The sequence below is a fragment of the Lentimicrobium sp. S6 genome, assembly GCF_013166635.1.
Taxonomy (GTDB): Bacteria; Bacteroidota; Bacteroidia; order Bacteroidales; family UBA12170; genus UBA12170.
The window spans coordinates 73,934-91,659 of the sequence record NZ_JABKBZ010000010.1; the positions used below are offsets into that span (position 1 = coordinate 73,934).

Genomic DNA, 17,726 nt, shown 5'->3' on the forward strand with positions numbered 1-17,726 from the left:
AATCTGATGATTCGAAATTTAGCTTTCATATTTATCATCTATTTAGATTGAATCCATTGGAAATCAAGATATTTGTTTCATTTTAATTTTTACTTTTGCAACCATAAAAAAATAGAAAATAATGGATACTAAAAATGCAGGTTTCAATTCAAAATTGATCCATAGTGGTGCTATTCATGATGAAAAGATGAGTGCCGTAAGCCCAATTTATCAAACTTCCACATTTGCTTTTAAAGATGCAAATCATGGAGCTGCTTGTTTTTCTGGAGAAGATCCAGGTTATATATATACTCGTATTGCTAACCCTAATACTAGAGAGTTAGAAAAGGCTGTTGCAGACTTAGAAAATGGTTTCGATGGTATTGCTACTTCATCAGGGATGGCTGCCGTTAATGTGGTTTATTTAGGCCTTTTAGGATCTGGTGATCATATAGTTAGTCATAATGCTGTTTATGGACCTTCCAGAGGAATCATGGAAACTCTTTATCCTAAATTCAAGGTTGAATCAACTTATGTAGATGCAACAAATGTACAAAGCGTTAGAGATGCCATCCAAGAAAATACTAAGGTTTTATATGTTGAAACGCCAGCTAATCCAACTATTGGCATTACTGATTTGAAAGCAATGGCAGAAATTGCAAAGGAGTTTAACATCAAATTGGTTGTTGATAATACTTTTTGTTCTCCTTATTTACAAAAACCTTTAGATTTAGGTGCTGATATCGTACTTCATTCCATGACAAAGTTTATCAATGGGCACGCTGATATCGTTGCTGGTATGGTTATTACAAAAACTGAGGAGGATTATAAAAACCTTAGAGGTGTAATGGTGAATATTGGTTGTAATATGGATCCACATCAAGCTTGGTTAACTCGTCGTGGTTTAAAGACTTTAGGAATTAGAATAGATCGTGCTCAAGAAAGTGCACAAAAAGTTGCAGAATATTTAGAAGCCCATCCTAAAGTAGAATGGGTAAAATATCCTGGGCTTAAGTCTCACCCGCAATACCATTTAGGAAAAAGCCAAATGAGCGGTCCTGGCTCTATGATTTCCTTCGAAGTTAAAGGTGGTGTAAAAGCAGGTAAAGTAGTTATGGATAGTGTGAAATTAGCTCTTTTAGCTGTTTCTTTAGGCGGAGTAGAAACTCTTATTCAACATCCTGCAAGCATGACACATAGTAAACTAAGTGACGAAAAACAATTGGCTGGAGGAATTACTAAAGGATTAATTCGTTTAGCTATTGGTATTGAAGATGTAGAAGATATTATTAAAGATTTAGATCAAGCTTTAGCTGCTATTTAAATATCTTTTAAAAAATATTTGAAAGGACTGTCTAATAAACTAAATGCATATTTAGCTTTTTTAGACAGTTTTTTTATGCCTAGTTTAACCATGATTTTTATTTTTATGGAAAATAATTCCAAATATTGGAAATAAGGCTTTGATTTTCCCAAAATGATTGTTATATTTGTTTATAACCAAAAGTCAGACCATTGAAAATATTTGTAGTAGAAGATGATTTAGTATTTGCCAAAAGTATCAAATACTACCTTGGGCTAAATCCAGATAATGAAGTAGAGCACTATACCAATGGTAAAGAAGCTTTAGCTAATAAATATAAGAATCCAGAGCTTATTATTTTAGATTATCACTTGCCTGGAATGAATGGAAATGAAATTATGAAAGCCTTTCATAAGTTCAATCCCAAAACATTTATCATTATCATGTCGTCTCAGAGCGATATAAAGGTTGCTGTTAACTTAATGCGCGATGGTGCATTTGATTACTACGTAAAAGACACGGATTTAAAAGATCGACTTTGGATGTCGATGGAGAAGATAAGTAGGTTAAGTGGCTACGAGAAAAAGATTGAATTACTAGAAGCAGAAGTTGAGAATAAATACGCCTATAATAAACTAATTAGAGGAAATAGCAAACCCATCAAAAGCATTTATAACCTTATTGAAAAAGCAACCAAAACCAATATTAATGTGAGTATTTCTGGAGAAACTGGAACTGGAAAAGAATTGGTTGCCAAAGCTATTCATTATAATTCTTCAAGAAGCAAAGAAGGTTTTATTGCCGTGAATGTGTCTGCTATTCCAAACGAACTAATTGAAAGTGAGTTATTCGGTTACGAGAAAGGGGCTTTTACGGGTGCCAATAGTCGTAAATATGGTAAATTTGAGGAGGCCAATAATGGAACTCTATTTTTAGATGAAATAGGTGACATGGATTGGGGAATGCAGAGTAAGATTTTAAGGGTTTTACAAGAAAACGAGTTAACAAGAATAGGTGGGAATACTACTATTCGATTGAATGTTCGTCTTATAGTAGCTACCCATAAAAATTTATCCGATTTAGTTAGAAAAGGGGAGTTTAGAGAAGATTTATACTATAGGTTACTTGGATTACCCATTCAAATCCCACCATTGAGAGCTAGGGAAGGTGATGTACTTTTATTAGCCAAACATTTTATTGGCGAATTTTGCGCTAATAATGGCATGACGGATAAAAAATTAGGGCTCTCTGCTCAAGAAAAACTAAAAAGTTATCACTTCCCTGGCAATGTAAGAGAATTGAAATCGATAAGTGAATTAGCTGTTGTGATGTCCAATGAAGATATGATAGAAGCATCAGATATTAATTTCAGTTCTTTAGGTTCTGTGGAAGACATATTCTCCGAAGAATTATCTATGAAAGAATACCATCAAAAAATCATTAAGTATTTCCTCAAGAAATATGATAATAAGGTTAGACTGGTCGCCAAAAAATTGGATATTGGTAAATCAAGTATCTACAATATGATAAAAGAAGAAGAAGAACAATATTCTTAATACATTATTTCCTCGCTTGTTTTTCCAATTCTGTATTTTCATTTCAATAGAATAAAATACTATCTTTGTTAGGTTCATATTCTTTAGAATACCCTTAAAATCAAATGCATTGTCAAAATGAGCTATTCTTTCCTTATCGAAAAAGCCCAAATTGCACGGATAATATTGAGGAATCTCTCTTTGTTTTTCTTGTTGTTGTTTGTTTCTTTTGCCTTCTCTCAGAATAATTATTCCATTTCCAAACAAATTACTTCTATCAATGGTTTACCTTCAGATTATGTATATGATATAGAGTTTGACCAAGCAGGCTATGCTTGGATTGCTAGTTCAGAAGGATTAATAAAGTATAATGGAAAAACTTTTAAAACCTATTTCCCTAATGATACCATAGAAGATGCTAGCGTTCAGAAATTGATAGTTGATAGTCAAAAAATTTGGTTTACAGGCTCTAAGGGACAACTGTATTGCTTTAACATGGAAAGTGGTGATTTTGAGTTGTTCGAATTAAATCCTCAATTTATAAATTCTCAAAGACGAGTAGCATATACATTCATTTATTTGGATTCTAAAAAAAGGCTGTGGTTGGGTCAGAAAAATATAGGAGTTTTAATTTTTGATACCAAAACTGGAGAACAAAAGATTTTTAATAAAGCTAATTGCTCTTGGCTTCCTTCTAATTGTGTATTTGATATTTGCGAGGATGATTCAGAGCTGTTTTGGCTAGCCACCCGAGCTGGCCTTATCTCAACTTCTTCTCTTTGGAATTATGCTTTTGAAGAAAACCAAACACCTAAATTAGTTTCTGATAAACTTTCCTATTGTACCAAAAGTGTAATTATTGATTTAGCTGGTTATGTTTGGTTTGGTACCAGAGAACATGGTTTGTTTCGCTATAATGTTATTTCTGATGAGGTGATATCTCATTCTGTTGGATCTGATAATTTGCCAGCGAATGTGGATAATCTTTATTTAGATGAGAAAAATCATTTATGGTTTTCGAGCCTAAATGATGTCTATAAAATAGATATAAGTAATGAATTAGTAAATGATTTGAATAGTTACCCATTGGTAAGTACTTTCAGTAATTGGCACCAAATTAATGATTTTACACATTCCAAATCTGGGAATATTTGGATTGCCACTAAGGGAGGTGGAATAAGTATACTCATTAATAGAGAGGAGAGATTTAATAATTCAGATTTTCAACCTGATAAAAAAGATTTGTTCGAGTTCTCTATTAAAGATTTAATAATTACAAAAGAAAATAGATTATGGACTATAACTGCCGAACAAGGTGTAATGGTTTTTAAATCCAATGGAAAATATCTATCAAAACTTAGTTCAACCATTAATAATAAGTTTAATAAATGGGAAAAGAGAGCATTGTTTCTGTCTTCTAACGAGAACATAATACTCATTGGGGATCAAAAAAAAATATTACAAATAAACACTGAGAAAGATAATGAAATTTCAAGATTGACCCTCCCTAAGAAAATAAGATCTCAAATTAAAGACATCAGAGGTGTATATTATAATCAGGATAATAGTTTTTGGATTTATGATGATAATGGCGCATTTCTAATTGATAAAGGGGGTTTGATTGATACTATTAATTCCAATAGTCCCATATCAGTTGTTCTAGAGGATTATAGGAAAAATATTTGGTTTGGTACTGAAAATAATGGGTTGATTCTTTATTCTACATCTTTAAAAAAGAAGCAAAGAATGGAGTATTTCCCAAATTCCAAACATCAATTAGTAGGAAACAAAATCAGTTGTTTGTTGGAAGATAATACCGGTGTAATGTGGGTAGGAACATTAGATGGTGGTCTCTGCTATTTTGATAGAAATTCAAAACAATTTAGAAAGCTTAAGACAAATAAACAAGAAAGCTTAACATCTGTTTACTCAATGATCGAATACAACAGTGAAAGTTTATGGATAACTTCCACTAAAGGAATATCTGAATTGAACATTGATGCAAAGAAAATGAAACTTTATACTCATGAGCAAGGTTTACCTTTGGTTATGTTTAATTCAAATTCAGTTGTGAAAAATACTTCTGAAGCACTATTCTTTGGTACGCAAAATGGAATCATCAGTTTTTATCCCCAAAAAATAAATTTAAGCAAAAATTTCCCTAAAATAGATTTCACTGACATTAATGTATTTAACCATTCCATCTATAATAATGATAGTATATATTCTTTTTTAATTTCCAATGATACAATGTTGGTATTAGAAGCTCATCAGAATTTTATAGGCTTTGGATTTGTGGCTCTTGATTTAGATTTTCCCGAACAAATCATATACAAATATAAGCTATCTGGGGTTGATGAGGATTGGATTGTCAATAGGAATGTGAATTATGTAAGTTATTCTAATTTATCTCCAGGTGATTATTTATTCGAAGTTACTTCTACAAACAAGGATGGGATCTGGAACCCAAACCCTATTCATTTCCATATTAGTATTATCACAGAGTTTTACAAAAGAGTTTGGTTTTGGGTCATTTTAGGAATTCTTTTTTCTTTTGTCATCATTATTCTTGTCTATTTTAGATTGTATTTGGTGAATCAAAACACCAAAATTTTAGCCCAAAAAGTAGAGATTAAAACTCAACAATTAAAAGAATCTAATTTGAGACTCCAAAAAGAAGTGGATGAAAGAAAAAATGCAGAGGAGCACGCTGATAAAGCTAACCATACCAAAAGTGAGTTCCTTGCTAATATGAGTCACGAAATCCGAACTCCAATGAATTCCATTATAGGATTTACTGATTTACTTTCTTCTCTTGTTAAAGAGGAAAAGCAAAAGTATTATTTAGATAGCATCAGAAGCAGTGGTAGAAGTCTTTTGGTTTTGATAAATGACATATTAGATTTATCAAAAATTGAAGCTGGAAAATTTGATATTGAATATAGGACTGTAAATATCCAGAATCTTATAGCAGATATTAAACAGGTATTTACTCTTAAGTGTGATGAAAAGGATCTTTTATTTGAAACTTATATAGATCCTAAAATTCCAAGGGCTTTAGAGTTAAGTGATACCAGATTGCGACAGATATTTGTGAATATTGTGGGTAATGCAATTAAGTTTACTGATAAAGGAAGAATTAGTATTTCTGTCTATCAGATTGCCGCACCTGTATCTACCAATAATATAAATTTAAAAATTGAAATACAAGATACTGGTGTAGGGATTCCTAAGGAACAACAAAACAAAATATTTAGTGCATTTCAACAACAAGAGGGTCAGGAGTTTAATAAATATGGTGGAACGGGTTTGGGCCTTACCATTAGTAAGAGGTTAATGGAATTAATGGGAGGGAAAATAGCCCTAAATAGTGAAGTCGGAGTGGGTTCTACCTTTACACTATACCTGAACGATGTACCTCTATCTACCGAAAACCCAGAGGTTTTTGAGACAGAAGAAAACTTCGTTTTGAATGAATTGGACCTAAATGGAATTTCCATTTTGGTAGTGGATGATAGTTGGGCCAACAGAGATCTTATAAAAGAATACTTAATTGAAACCAATGCTACTATTTTTGAGGCAGGAAATGGACAAGAAGCTTTCGAAAGTGCAAAAGAGAATCTTCCTGATATCATTTTCTTAGATATCCGTATGCCTGTGATGACCGGGCCAGAAACAGCTAAAGCTCTAAGAGATTATTTCCCAACTGCTGAAATACCTTTGGTAGCTTTTACGGCAAGTGTTTCTTTTGCAAGTGCTAGTAACTTTAAGGCGGCAGGTTTCGATGATGTGCTTTTAAAGCCTGTACAAATGAATGAGATGGCAGATGTGATATCTAAATATGTTTCTGTTAGTGCTGATACAAAAGTGTCTGTGATACCAAGTGTAGAAGAAGAGTCTTATGCCAGTTACGAAAATATTAGAATAATCGATTTAAAAGCTGCCTTGGAAGAGTTGCAGCTGCTAAAGGGTAAATGGGAATTTACAAAATCAAATAGATTTATAAACACAGTATTAGATTTTAGTAAAGAAGTTGAAGAAATAGGGGTATCATATGGTATTAATTCCATCACTCTGTATGGTAAAAAACTAAGTTTGCATGCGGAGAGTTTCGATACAGAAAAAATGGAAAAAACTTTGAATGAGTTTGTCGATATGGTTGGAGAATTGAATAGTTATTTAAACGATTAATTATGGAAACTGGTCAGTACAAAGTACTTATAGTAGATGATGTTCCAAAAAATATTATGGTTTTGGGTAATAATTTACTGAGCGAAAATTATCAAATTGCCTATGCTCGTAGCGGACAAGAAGCAATTGACTTAACTCTTGAAAATGATTTCGATTTAATCTTATTAGATATAATGATGCCCGGAATGGATGGTTACGAAACCTGTAAACACATTTTAAATAATCCCCAAACAGCCCAAATTCCGATCATCTTTATAACTGCAAAAAACGATTTCGACAGTATTGTTAAAGGGTTTGATGCCGGAGCTAAAGACTATGTAACTAAGCCATTTAATGCAAAAGAACTCTTAGCTAGAGTGAGAACTCATTTGGAGCTAAAAAGAAATCGAGAAACATTGGAAGGACTAAACTCCAAGCTAGAGCAAAAGGTAAGGGATCGCACATTAGAACTCAAAAAAGCCAATGATAAAATAAAACAGCTCGATTCTGCTAAAAGCAGTTTCTTAGGTATTATAAGTCATGAAATTAGAACTCCATTAAATGGGATATTCGGAAGCGTAGAAATCCTCAGGGATATGTTGAAAGATGATGATAGTGAAGATATTATAGAAATGATATCAGAATCGGCTGAAAGACTTTTGACTTTTTCTGAACTTTCAACTTTGATAACAGAATTAAATATAGATACTTATCAGCTGAGTAAGTATATTATTGATCTTTCAGATGTATTACAAGAAGTAAAAGAAGAGCGGATACTAAAATTAAGCAATGAAAGTAAAGTCAATATTCATTATGAGGACAATGAGAAGGGCTTTTTTATTGATGCAGATGAAAAACTCATTAGAAAAGTAATTAATGATATCATCCACAATAGCATTAAGTTTAATCAAGAATCCGTAGAAATTCATATAGACATTAATAAATCAGATCAAGATATTCAGATTCAAATTTCCGATGATGGTGTTGGTTTTCCATCGCATATTTTAGAAAATATCTTCGAAGTATTCCATGCCGACTCAGAAGAATATGTAGAAGGAAAAGGTTTGAATTTAGCTGCCGCTCGCTTAATATTACAGGCCCATGGTGGAAATATAAAAGCGGAGAATAGTAAAGACGGAGGAGCTTATGTTTCCATCAGTATCCCAAAGAGTGAAATTGGCTAAAAGTATTTTGTAATAGTATTAATTATCTATGACTGAAACTATAAAATCACAAGTGTTAAAAGCTCTGAAGAACGATTTACAGAAAAAGGTTGATTCATCTTCTCTAGAAATAGCTTCCATACGAGAATCAAGAAATAGCGACACCAAAAGCAGTGCTGGAGATAAATTTGAAACAGGCAGGGCCATGGCTCAAATGGAGTTGGAAAAGATGGAAAGAGCTTTGAGTAGGAGTGCCAAGCTGCTACAAGACCTAGAGCTTATCAATTTGGAAAAGCATTATAAGCAAGTAGAGTTTGGGAGCCTAATAATCACCAATAAAGAAAATTATTTCGCTTCGTTTGGATTAGGGAAAGTAACCGTTGATAGCAAGGATTATTATGCTATTTCTTTAGCATCCCCAATTGGACAAGTCATAAGACAGAAAAGGGTAGGAGATAAACTGGTTTTTCAAGGTCGCGAAATATGTATTGAAAATATTCTATAGACTTTAATTTAGGCATTTAATAATTTCCTTTACTTTTATACTTTGTCATATCCTAAAAAATATCGGTCATGAAACTAATCTGTTATTCTTTTTTAGTCATTTTTTTGTTGGGTTCCTTAAACTCTAGTTATTCTGCATCTGGAGGTCCCTTAAAACCAGAGCAAGCAGCTTACGATGTCAACTATTATTTCTTAGATATCAGTATTTTTCCAGAAACCCAGAGCATAGATGCTTCTTTATTGTGTAGGGTGAGAATTATAGAATCTATTGATAGTTTAATGCTTGATTTGGATGAGCCATTTACAGTGTCTACTGTATTGCTTAGTATTAATGAAGGAGAGTATACTGAAGTAGGATTTAATCATTTCAATGAGTTATTAAATATTGATATTCCAGAGGATGTGATGGAAGATGATATGGTTTCAGTAGAAATATACTATAGTGGAGCTCCTCGAATAGCAGATAATCCTCCATGGGGAGTTGGTTTTGTTTGGGAAACTACACCCGATGGCGCCCCCTGGTTAGCTGTTGCCTGTGAAGATGAAGGAGGAGATATTTGGTGGCCGTGCAAAGATCACCCGTCAGACGAACCTGATTCTATGAATATCAATTTCACTGTGCCAAATCCATTGATGTGTGTTTCAAATGGGCAGTATATGGGAGTAGATGACAATGGAGACAATACATCAACCTATAAGTGGTTTATATCCACACCTATTAATAATTATAATGTGACATTCTATGCTGCAGAGTTCATGTTGATAGAAGATGAATATGAAAGCACCATTGGAAATACCATTCCGTTTAGATTTTGGGTATTGCCAGAAAGTTACGAACAAGCGGTGGACTATATGGATGTCTTTCTTCAGGAATTTAATTTCTTGGAGGAAATATGTGGCCCTTTTCCTTTTGGTACTGATAAACATGGTTGGGCTCATGCGCCTTATTGGGGAATGGAACACCAAAGCATCATCGCCTATGGGCATAATTTCACAACGAATAACTGGGGCTACGATTATATCCATTATCATGAATTAGCCCATGAATGGTGGGGGAATTTAATTACCGCTAAAGATTGGTCTGATATCTGGATACATGAAGGAATAGCCACCTATACTGAAGCTTTATATGTTGAACGTATGTCAGGATTAGATGATTATTTGCAATTTATGAGGCAGAATCGTCCTGGTGATAATCATTCATATCCTTTAGCACCACTCGAAAGTATGACAGCTGGTCAAGCCTTTGGATATTTAAATTCATATGGTCGTGGTGCTGCCGTCATGCATACTTTAAGGTATCATTTGGGAGATGATTTATTCTTTGAATTAATGAAAAGGTGGGCTTATCCGGACCCTAATGACTTTGACAATACCAATGGAAGACTATGCCGAATTTTAAGTACAGAGGATATGAAAAATCAAGCTGAGGAGGTCACAGGAATAGATTTATATCCTTTCTTTAGTGTTTTTATGCGTGAAGCAAGTTATCCCGACTTAATAGTTGAACGAGAATATAATCAAACAGTATTTCAGTGGCAGACAGAGAATAATATTCCTCTAGATATAAACATCCCCATTCTCATCAATGGTGAAGAATATACCGTTGAAATGACAAATGGACAAGGAAGCATAGAAATGCTGATAGAGGATGATTTAGAGATAGACCCAGATAAATGGATACTCATGGCGAATCCTACTATTTCAGTTTCTCTCAATGAGCTGGACAAGTCTGGAGCAGTGGTGAAATTAGAGCAAAATTACCCAAATCCATTTTCTGATTTTACTCAAATTGAATACAGTATACTAAATACAAATTATGTTTCATTGAAGGTTTATAACCTTGTTGGTAAAGAGGTGTTAAGCCTTGTGGATGAGGATGAAAACACAGGGGTTTATCAAGTAAATATAGATGGTAAAAATCTAGAGTCAGGAATTTATTTCTATACCTTAAAGATAGGCAATGCTGAAAAAACTAAGAAGATGCTTGTCTTGGATTAGGAGGTATAACCATAAACAATAAAGGCTGCTTGAATTTTATATTCACGCAGCCTTTATTTTGTAACCAAGATTTTATTTACATTTTTATCAATTTTTTGAGAAGAAATAACCTCATTATTCTCAAATATAATAAAGTAAAGCCCATTTGGTAAAGAGGAAATGTCTATTTGAATTTTACCTTGCTGGTCATTATTACTGCCTTGTAATAGCGTTTTTCCTGAGATGTCTTTAATAGAATAATTTTCAACATCACTTGCACCATTAACCTGAACATGGTTCTGACTTGGGTTCGGATAAATTGAAATTTGCTCAAAATCTATATTTTCAAGACCAATAAGGTAGTCAATATAGATTTCCAAAGTTTCTGAATATTCGCTTTCGCCATATTCATTAATGGCTTTTACTGAAAGATAACAGTAACCAGAAAACTCAGTATTCCACTCTATATCCACGTCGTTGGCATCGCTAGTTAAGGTCCCGGCTGTTTCTGGTGACAAACTCCATTCATAATTTAAAGCTCCAGGAATGTAAGCTGCGGTATAAGGAGTGTTTGTGGTATTGGCCAATTCTATGGTATCAGAACCAATAGGTTGATTAGGAAGGCTGGTGCAGCAAATACAGTAACCGTGACTTCTGATTGTGCGCTTGTCTCACCATCGGTAACTTCTACAGTGTAAATAGTGGTATAATTGGGGCTAGTGATAAAACTTGGTAAATTAGATTGGAAGCCAACAGGGTAGGTAGTCCAATTATATTCATATGTTCCCGTTCCTCCAGTAACAGTAGCTAATAATTCAGTGTCTTCCCAATCTTCAATCTCATCTGGACTAGCAGTAGCTACCACAACTAGTTCACCATTTTCAACGAAAATAACTACATCGTCTGTATCGGAGCAACCGTAGGTATTATCTGTTACGGTTAAATCAAAAGTGCTTGTTGAATTGAGTTCCGTAGTGATTGGGTTACTTATGCTCGGATTATCTAATAGGTCTGTAGGTTCCCAAGACCAAGAATAATCTCCGCTGCCTTCTGTGGCACTACCTTCTAATTGAGTTGATGTTCCATTAATAATAGTTTGGTCCTCACCAGCAAAAGCAGAAATAGAATGAATACTCAGTTCCAAAGATGCTGAGGCTCCTTGTCCACAATCATTGATTCCTGTTACGGTGATTAAACCATTTTCAGCATTATTCCCCACTGAAACAGTGATGGTATTTGTGTTTTCTCCACTTGTGATAACGAAGCCATTTGGTAGCGTCCATTGGTGAGAATCTGCATGTTCAATAACGGGGACTGTAAACTCAATGTCACTTGTGCCTAAACAAATATCTTGCGGACCTATGATAACTCCAGCATCAGCAACTAATTGTATTACTGTAATAGTAATTGAGGAAGTCACAGAAGTAAGTCCATCGTTTACTTCAACAATATATTCTTTTGTTTCATTGGGTGAAATAGTAGGAGTGGCTTCGCTTGAAGTATAACCTACGGGATTACTAGTCCAGCTATAATAATACTCTCCAGAACCACCTGTTACAGTGTTTTCTATGATTAAGCTTTCACCAAAACAAATGGTGGTTGGGTTCACAGTGATTTCAACTTCAAGAGCATCTCCAACTACTATATTTACTATATCAGAGCTCGTACAACCCGTTGTATTATCTGTTACTTCCAATGTGAATTCTGTATCCTCAGTTAAAATGACGGTGACTGGATTTTGAACATTAGCATCCTCCAATAAGCTTGCTGGTTGCCATTGCCAGCTATAATCTCCACTTCCTTGGCTTACGCTTCCATTTAGAGTTGTAGAAGAAGTATGAGAAATATTTTGGTCTTCACCTGCTGAGATTTCTAATAGGTTTACACTAATTCCTAAACTAGATGAAACACCATCTCCACAATCATTTACACCCACAACGCTAATATTTCCACTAGCTGCTGTTTCACTGGCTTCAACGGTGATGGAATTTGTATTTTCACCACTAAGCATATTGAAACCTTCAGGTAGTGACCAAGAATAGGAGGTGGCATTTTCAATAGTTTCAATAGAGTAGGAGAATTCGCTTTCTCCTTGGCAAACTTCAGTTAAGCCTGTAATTCCTCCAGCATCAGCAGGGAAAGGGTTTACAGTGATGGTTACTGATTCTTGCAATGTTGATGTTCCATCAGAAACTTCTACATGATAAGTAGTTGTTATAAGTGGCGATACACTGGGGTTAGAAATATCAGAAGTAAATCCTTCTGGTGTGCTGGTCCAAGAGTAGGTGTAATTTTCAGAACCACCAGTTGCTGTTGTTGTTAATTGTGAGTTTTCACTGGCGCATATTTCTGTAGGTTGAGCTGAAATAGAGATTTCAAGCGGAACTCCCTGATGCTCAATGGCTCCCATATCGATGATTCCATTATGGATTCTAGTATTTCCTAGTAAATCTAATTCTGGATAATCACCACTTGGGTTTCCTGCATCAATACATGGGGAATTATTTTGTAATGACCAATCAGCTGAAGTGCCATCGTATTCATTCCCTGCTCCAGATGATGGATTAGTAAATAATGGGTTTTCATCAATATTGTTTTCGTATTCTCCTAGAAAAAATGAACCTGGTGCAATACCGATATCATTTTGTCCGCCTTCAATGTCACAATAAGTAAAATTAGGAGAAAGCGCATCGGTATCTAAGTAAATTTGATTTCCGTCTTCGGTTGCAACGTTTCCCCATATTATATTATTTTGAATAGTATAACTTTCATCCATCTCAGCGAAATAAATCGCCCCTCCATAATTAGATTTATTATTTGAAATTGTATTGTTATGAATATTTGGTGTTCCTAATACTGTATAAATCCCACCACCATTATGATCATTTTCACCGTCAGCAATTGTAGAGTTATTTGTAATTATATTATTATAAATTGAGGCTTGAGAATTTGTAATGTAAAATCCTCCCCCAAATCGACAATAGTTATTTGATATGATATTGTTTTTTACAATTGGATTTCCATGGTTAATAGATATTCCTCCAGCTTCAACGTCGGCATTATTTTCAGTTATAATATTACCAGAAATAATAGCGTCGGAATATGCTATATTGATTCCACCGCCTACACCAGAGTAATTATTACAAATTAAATTGTTTTTTATAATAATATCTCCGTATAAAACCAAAATAGGAGATTGTGATATGTGATTTGAAATAAAACAATTGCTGATATTAATTTTTGAGTAATGTGAGATTTCAAATGCAGATGCTGTTTGATCATCATATTGTTTAGTGTATTGTAATTTACAATAAATAAACTTCGAGGAATCATTTGTTAATGGAGTATCATTAAAATCAATTCCTAACCATCCTTGAGATTCGTCAGTTGCTGTAAAACTAATGCTATCATTAATATTACCAATTGCAGTTAATTGCCCTAAAACAAGTAATCTAGCTGTATAATTAAATTTGACTTCAACCCCAGGTTCAATTGTTAATGTGGTTCCATCAGTAATTAGAATTGAGTTTTGGACCAAATATGGAGAACCAGAGGCAGTTCATACACCTTCAACATTTCCACCAGAAATAGTAGTTTGAGAAAATAACAAAGAATGAGAGATAAATAATAGGCTTAAAAATAGAAATACTTTTTTCATAAGAAATAGATTTTTAAATGCAGAAATAAATATATATACGTTAACGGAACCAAAAATAGTCTTTTTTCTTATACAACAAAACCCCAAATTGGAATATTCCAATTTGGGGTTTGTAATATTGATAATTCTTGCTTCACAATTATTGCAAGAAGAATTGATATTCCAAAGCTTTGTTAATAAATCTTCGAGAACAAGGCTTGTGAATCTTAATTAACAGGGGTCCAGACAGTAAACGTCGGGATGACTGACTATTAAGTTGAGCATAACGATGTTATCGGAGTTTTAACTTCGTTGAGCTCGTGAAAACTCGGTTCTTGCAAAGATTTATTGATACTATTTATCTTCTGGTAGCAATACCACTTCAATTCTAGTATCTTCTTTTAGATATTTCTTTGCAATCTTCTTTAATTCTTTGGCATTTAGGTTTTCTATCATCTCTTGTTTCTTAGTGATGTCTTCCATATTGCCATTATTGAAATAGGCTGCTTCCATTGATTTTAACCAGAAACGGTTTTTCTCTAGATTTTCTTTGAAATCTAAACGTTGTGTCTCTTTTACTTTATCAATGTCTTCTTGTGTAGGACCATCTTTCTTTAGGTTCTCTACTTCAGAAATAGCAGCTGCTATTAACTCGTCAACATTCTCAGGACCACAAGGGAAACCGATAGAGAAACGATATTTTCCAGAAGGGAACTGACTCATGCTTCCTCTGGCACCAACACCATAAACACCTGATTTCTCTTCTCTTAAGTTTTCGATCAATTTAATAGAAAGAACATCCCCTAAAGCAGTTAATAAATACTTTTCTTTAGCATCGTATTTACAAGCAGCAGTGAAATAGATAGTTACCATAGATTTTTCGTCTTGTCCTTTTTTAACTTCCACTTCAATGGGTCCTTTAGGTGCATTTACTTTATGGTCTACAAAGCTTTCTTTGGTGCCTTCACCTTTTAGGCTTCCTAAATATTTTTGAATCAATTCTATGTCGGTATCTTTATTGATGTTTCCAACAAAGAAGAAAACAAAATCACCAGCATTAGCAAAACGCTCTTGGTATGCTTTTTTAGCGATTTCAAAGTCATAAGATTTTAACTCTTCAACAGAAGGAATATAGTTTCCTCTAATATGATTATCAGCTACCACATGGCTCACTTGGTCGCGATAATAGGTGGTTGGATCTTGGAGGAGGTTGGGAAGATACATGGCCGACTTCGAAATAATTGAAGCAAAGGCTTCTTCATCAAAATTAGGTGCAGTAAAATAAAGGTTGATGAGTTGTAACATGGTTTCAAAATCCTTTGGTGTGGCATTACCACTAAATCCCTCTTTTAGAGAAGAGATATAAGGATTGATTCTGATGTTTTTTCCAGCTAATAATTTCTCCAACTCAATGTTTGAGAATCCATTAACACCGCTTTCACTAACCAATTGGCTTCCCATTTCAGCAGACTTAAATTCTTCATCATTATATAAAGAAGAACCACCTAGGCTGTAAGCTGAAACTAGAATCTCATCGTTTTTAAATTCTGTTGGCTTTAAAACTACTTTCAAACCATTAGCAAATTCTAATATTTCAATACCATCTTCGGCAATAGTTTCTGTTTTTGTAATGGCTGCAGCTTCAGGAATAACTTCCATCAATGGGCGATCAGATACGGCATCCACATAAGCTTCTACTTTGTTTTTATCCGCATCGCTTAACCAAGTACTTACTTCGTTTTCAGTTGGTAGAACGAGTCCTTCTTGCTCAGGAGCCATAATTACTACTACGCGATTATAATCTTTAATCCATTCAGCAGCTAAAGCATTTACTTCTTCTAATTTAATAGTAGGTAGTAATTTTTGTGTCATTCCATATTCTGCTTCAATACCTGGAGAAGGAACTTCTTCTAGGAAATGGTTTACATATTCGTTTACATATCTTGCAGATTCTGTTTTATCCGCTTCTTTAAATGCTTTTTCTAAACGAGTGATGTACTCTGTTTTATATCTGTCCAATTCACTTTGAGTGAAACCATGTAATTTTACTCTTTGGTTTTCTTCTAAAAGTGTTTTTAAACCATGCTCAATACCATCAGGGCCAACAACAGCAAAAGAAGAATAGCTATTCTTACTTCTTACCATTCCGCCATAGCTAGTACTTGCAAACATAAATGGAGGAGTAGCAGATTGAGTTAATTCTCCCAAACGTGCGCCCAACATTCCATTATACATACTTTGAGTTAAATCACGACGATAATCGTTCCATAATTTTGTTTCTTGAGTATCATCTTTATACATCAATTGAATCATGGTATAGGGAGCTTCTTTATCGCTAACAACAGAAATATAAGTTTCTTTATGGTCAGGAACTTCAAATTCTTTTCTTTCACGATATTCTTTAGGCATTTCGATAGAACCAAACTTATCTTCTATCTTTCTCAACATTTCTTGTGGTTCTAAATCACCAATGGCAATAACAGCCATTAAATCTGGACGATACCATTCTCTGTAAAAACGACGGATAGTTTCATACTCAAAGGTTTCTAAAATGTCTTTTAGACCAATTGGTAATCTTTCGGCATACATAGAATTTTTAAACATAATTGGGAAATACTCATCGCGCATACGTTGTTGAGCACCTTGTCCAATTCTGAGTTCTTCTAAAATAACTCCTCTTTCTTTGTCAATTTCTTCATCGGTAAAAGAAACACCATTAGCCCAATCAGCTAAAACCAAAAGACCTTTGTCAACAGTTTCAGGATCTTCTGTTGGTACTGGAAGCATATACACGGTTTCGTCGAAACTGGTATAAGCATTCAGATCCCCACCAAACTCAATACCTAAGCTTTGTAAATAACTCACCAACTCATTCTTCTCAAAATGCTCAGTTCCATTGAAACACATATGCTCACAAAAGTGTGCTAAACCTTGCTGATCATCATCCTCTAAAATACTACCAGCATTAACTACTAAACGTAATTCTACTTTGTTTTCTGGTTTTGCATTCGGGCGAATGTAATAGGTAATTCCATTGCCAAGTTTACCTGTCAATACTTGAGAATCGAATGGAATCTCTTCAGTTAATTGAGCGGATAAGTCTTGTGCCACTGTGCTTTGAGTGAAGCCCAGAAAAAGAAGAGCCACCCAAAAAGTGAAAATAAATTTCTTCATGTTTTTAATATTTTGATAAATAGGTATCAAAAGTACATAAAAGAGACTAATCAACAATGTGACTGTACGAAATCGATCGTTTTTCATTGTTCAAACGGTGAAATACCTAAGGGAATAGACTTATAAGGGGGCTTGGGGGCTTGGGGGCTTGGGGCATTAGCGTTAACTTAAGCTGTCTATTTTTTTAAGTTACAGATATACATATGATTACAAGACTATTTCTTTCTGACTTCTTTGTTTTTTACTCTTTTTAATACAAAGGTGTTTTTATCTTCAAGCAC

At 34.1% G+C, this 17,726-nt stretch carries 9 protein-coding genes; 6 read left to right on the top strand and 3 right to left on the bottom strand.

Annotation, left to right across the window (positions count from 1 at the left end):
- Positions 1-121: 121 nt before the first annotated feature.
- From HNS40_RS05790 to HNS40_RS05815, 6 genes are all read left to right on the top strand, one after another.
- Positions 122-1,303: a PLP-dependent aspartate aminotransferase family protein gene (locus tag HNS40_RS05790; RefSeq protein WP_172278612.1), complete on the top strand. Its 1,182-nt coding sequence runs from the start codon at positions 122-124 to the stop codon at positions 1,301-1,303.
- Positions 1,304-1,494: 191 nt separating this feature from the next.
- Positions 1,495-2,838, top strand: a complete 1,344-nt coding sequence (locus HNS40_RS05795) for a sigma-54 dependent transcriptional regulator (RefSeq protein WP_172278614.1) — start codon at positions 1,495-1,497, stop codon at positions 2,836-2,838.
- A 117-nt stretch (positions 2,839-2,955) separates the two neighbouring features.
- Positions 2,956-7,008 (top strand): hybrid sensor histidine kinase/response regulator, encoded by a 4,053-nt coding sequence (locus tag HNS40_RS05800; RefSeq protein WP_172278616.1) that lies wholly within the window; start codon positions 2,956-2,958, stop codon positions 7,006-7,008.
- A 2-nt stretch (positions 7,009-7,010) separates the two neighbouring features.
- Positions 7,011-8,171, top strand: a complete 1,161-nt coding sequence (locus HNS40_RS05805) for a response regulator (protein WP_172278618.1) — start codon at positions 7,011-7,013, stop codon at positions 8,169-8,171.
- Positions 8,172-8,199: 28 nt separating this feature from the next.
- Positions 8,200-8,655, top strand: coding sequence for a 3-oxoacyl-ACP synthase (locus tag HNS40_RS05810; RefSeq protein WP_172278620.1), 456 nt, complete (start codon positions 8,200-8,202; stop codon positions 8,653-8,655).
- 68 nt (positions 8,656-8,723) lie between these two features.
- The gene (locus HNS40_RS05815; protein WP_172278622.1) at positions 8,724-10,655 is read left to right on the top strand and encodes a M1 family aminopeptidase; all 1,932 of its coding nucleotides are present in this window, start codon (positions 8,724-8,726) and stop codon (positions 10,653-10,655) included.
- Positions 10,656-10,708: 53 nt separating this feature from the next.
- On the opposite strand, the gene HNS40_RS05820 is transcribed toward HNS40_RS05815, so the two are convergent.
- The 3 genes from HNS40_RS05820 to HNS40_RS05830 form a co-directional block, all read right to left on the bottom strand.
- The gene (locus tag HNS40_RS05820; RefSeq protein WP_172278624.1) at positions 10,709-11,221 is read right to left on the bottom strand and encodes a T9SS type A sorting domain-containing protein; all 513 of its coding nucleotides are present in this window, start codon (positions 11,219-11,221) and stop codon (positions 10,709-10,711) included.
- 2 nt (positions 11,222-11,223) lie between these two features.
- Complete coding sequence (locus tag HNS40_RS05825) at positions 11,224-14,172, bottom strand: right-handed parallel beta-helix repeat-containing protein (protein WP_172278626.1); 2,949 nt, start codon at positions 14,170-14,172, stop codon at positions 11,224-11,226.
- A gap of 453 nt (positions 14,173-14,625) precedes the next feature.
- A complete protein-coding gene (locus HNS40_RS05830) occupies positions 14,626-17,445 on the bottom strand; it encodes a pitrilysin family protein (RefSeq protein WP_172278628.1) in 2,820 nt (939 codons plus the stop codon).
- Positions 17,446-17,726 lie beyond the last annotated feature (281 nt).

Coding starts and splice junctions, on each gene's coding strand:
- HNS40_RS05830 (WP_172278628.1), bottom strand. CDS start 17,445: ATGAAGAAATTTATTTTCACTTTTTGGGTGGCTCTTCTTTTTCTGGGC.
- HNS40_RS05815 (WP_172278622.1), top strand. CDS start 8,724: ATGAAACTAATCTGTTATTCTTTTTTAGTCATTTTTTTGTTGGGTTCC.
- HNS40_RS05800 (WP_172278616.1), top strand. CDS start 2,956: ATGAGCTATTCTTTCCTTATCGAAAAAGCCCAAATTGCACGGATAATA.
- HNS40_RS05805 (WP_172278618.1), top strand. CDS start 7,011: ATGGAAACTGGTCAGTACAAAGTACTTATAGTAGATGATGTTCCAAAA.
- HNS40_RS05810 (WP_172278620.1), top strand. CDS start 8,200: ATGACTGAAACTATAAAATCACAAGTGTTAAAAGCTCTGAAGAACGAT.
- HNS40_RS05790 (WP_172278612.1), top strand. CDS start 122: ATGGATACTAAAAATGCAGGTTTCAATTCAAAATTGATCCATAGTGGT.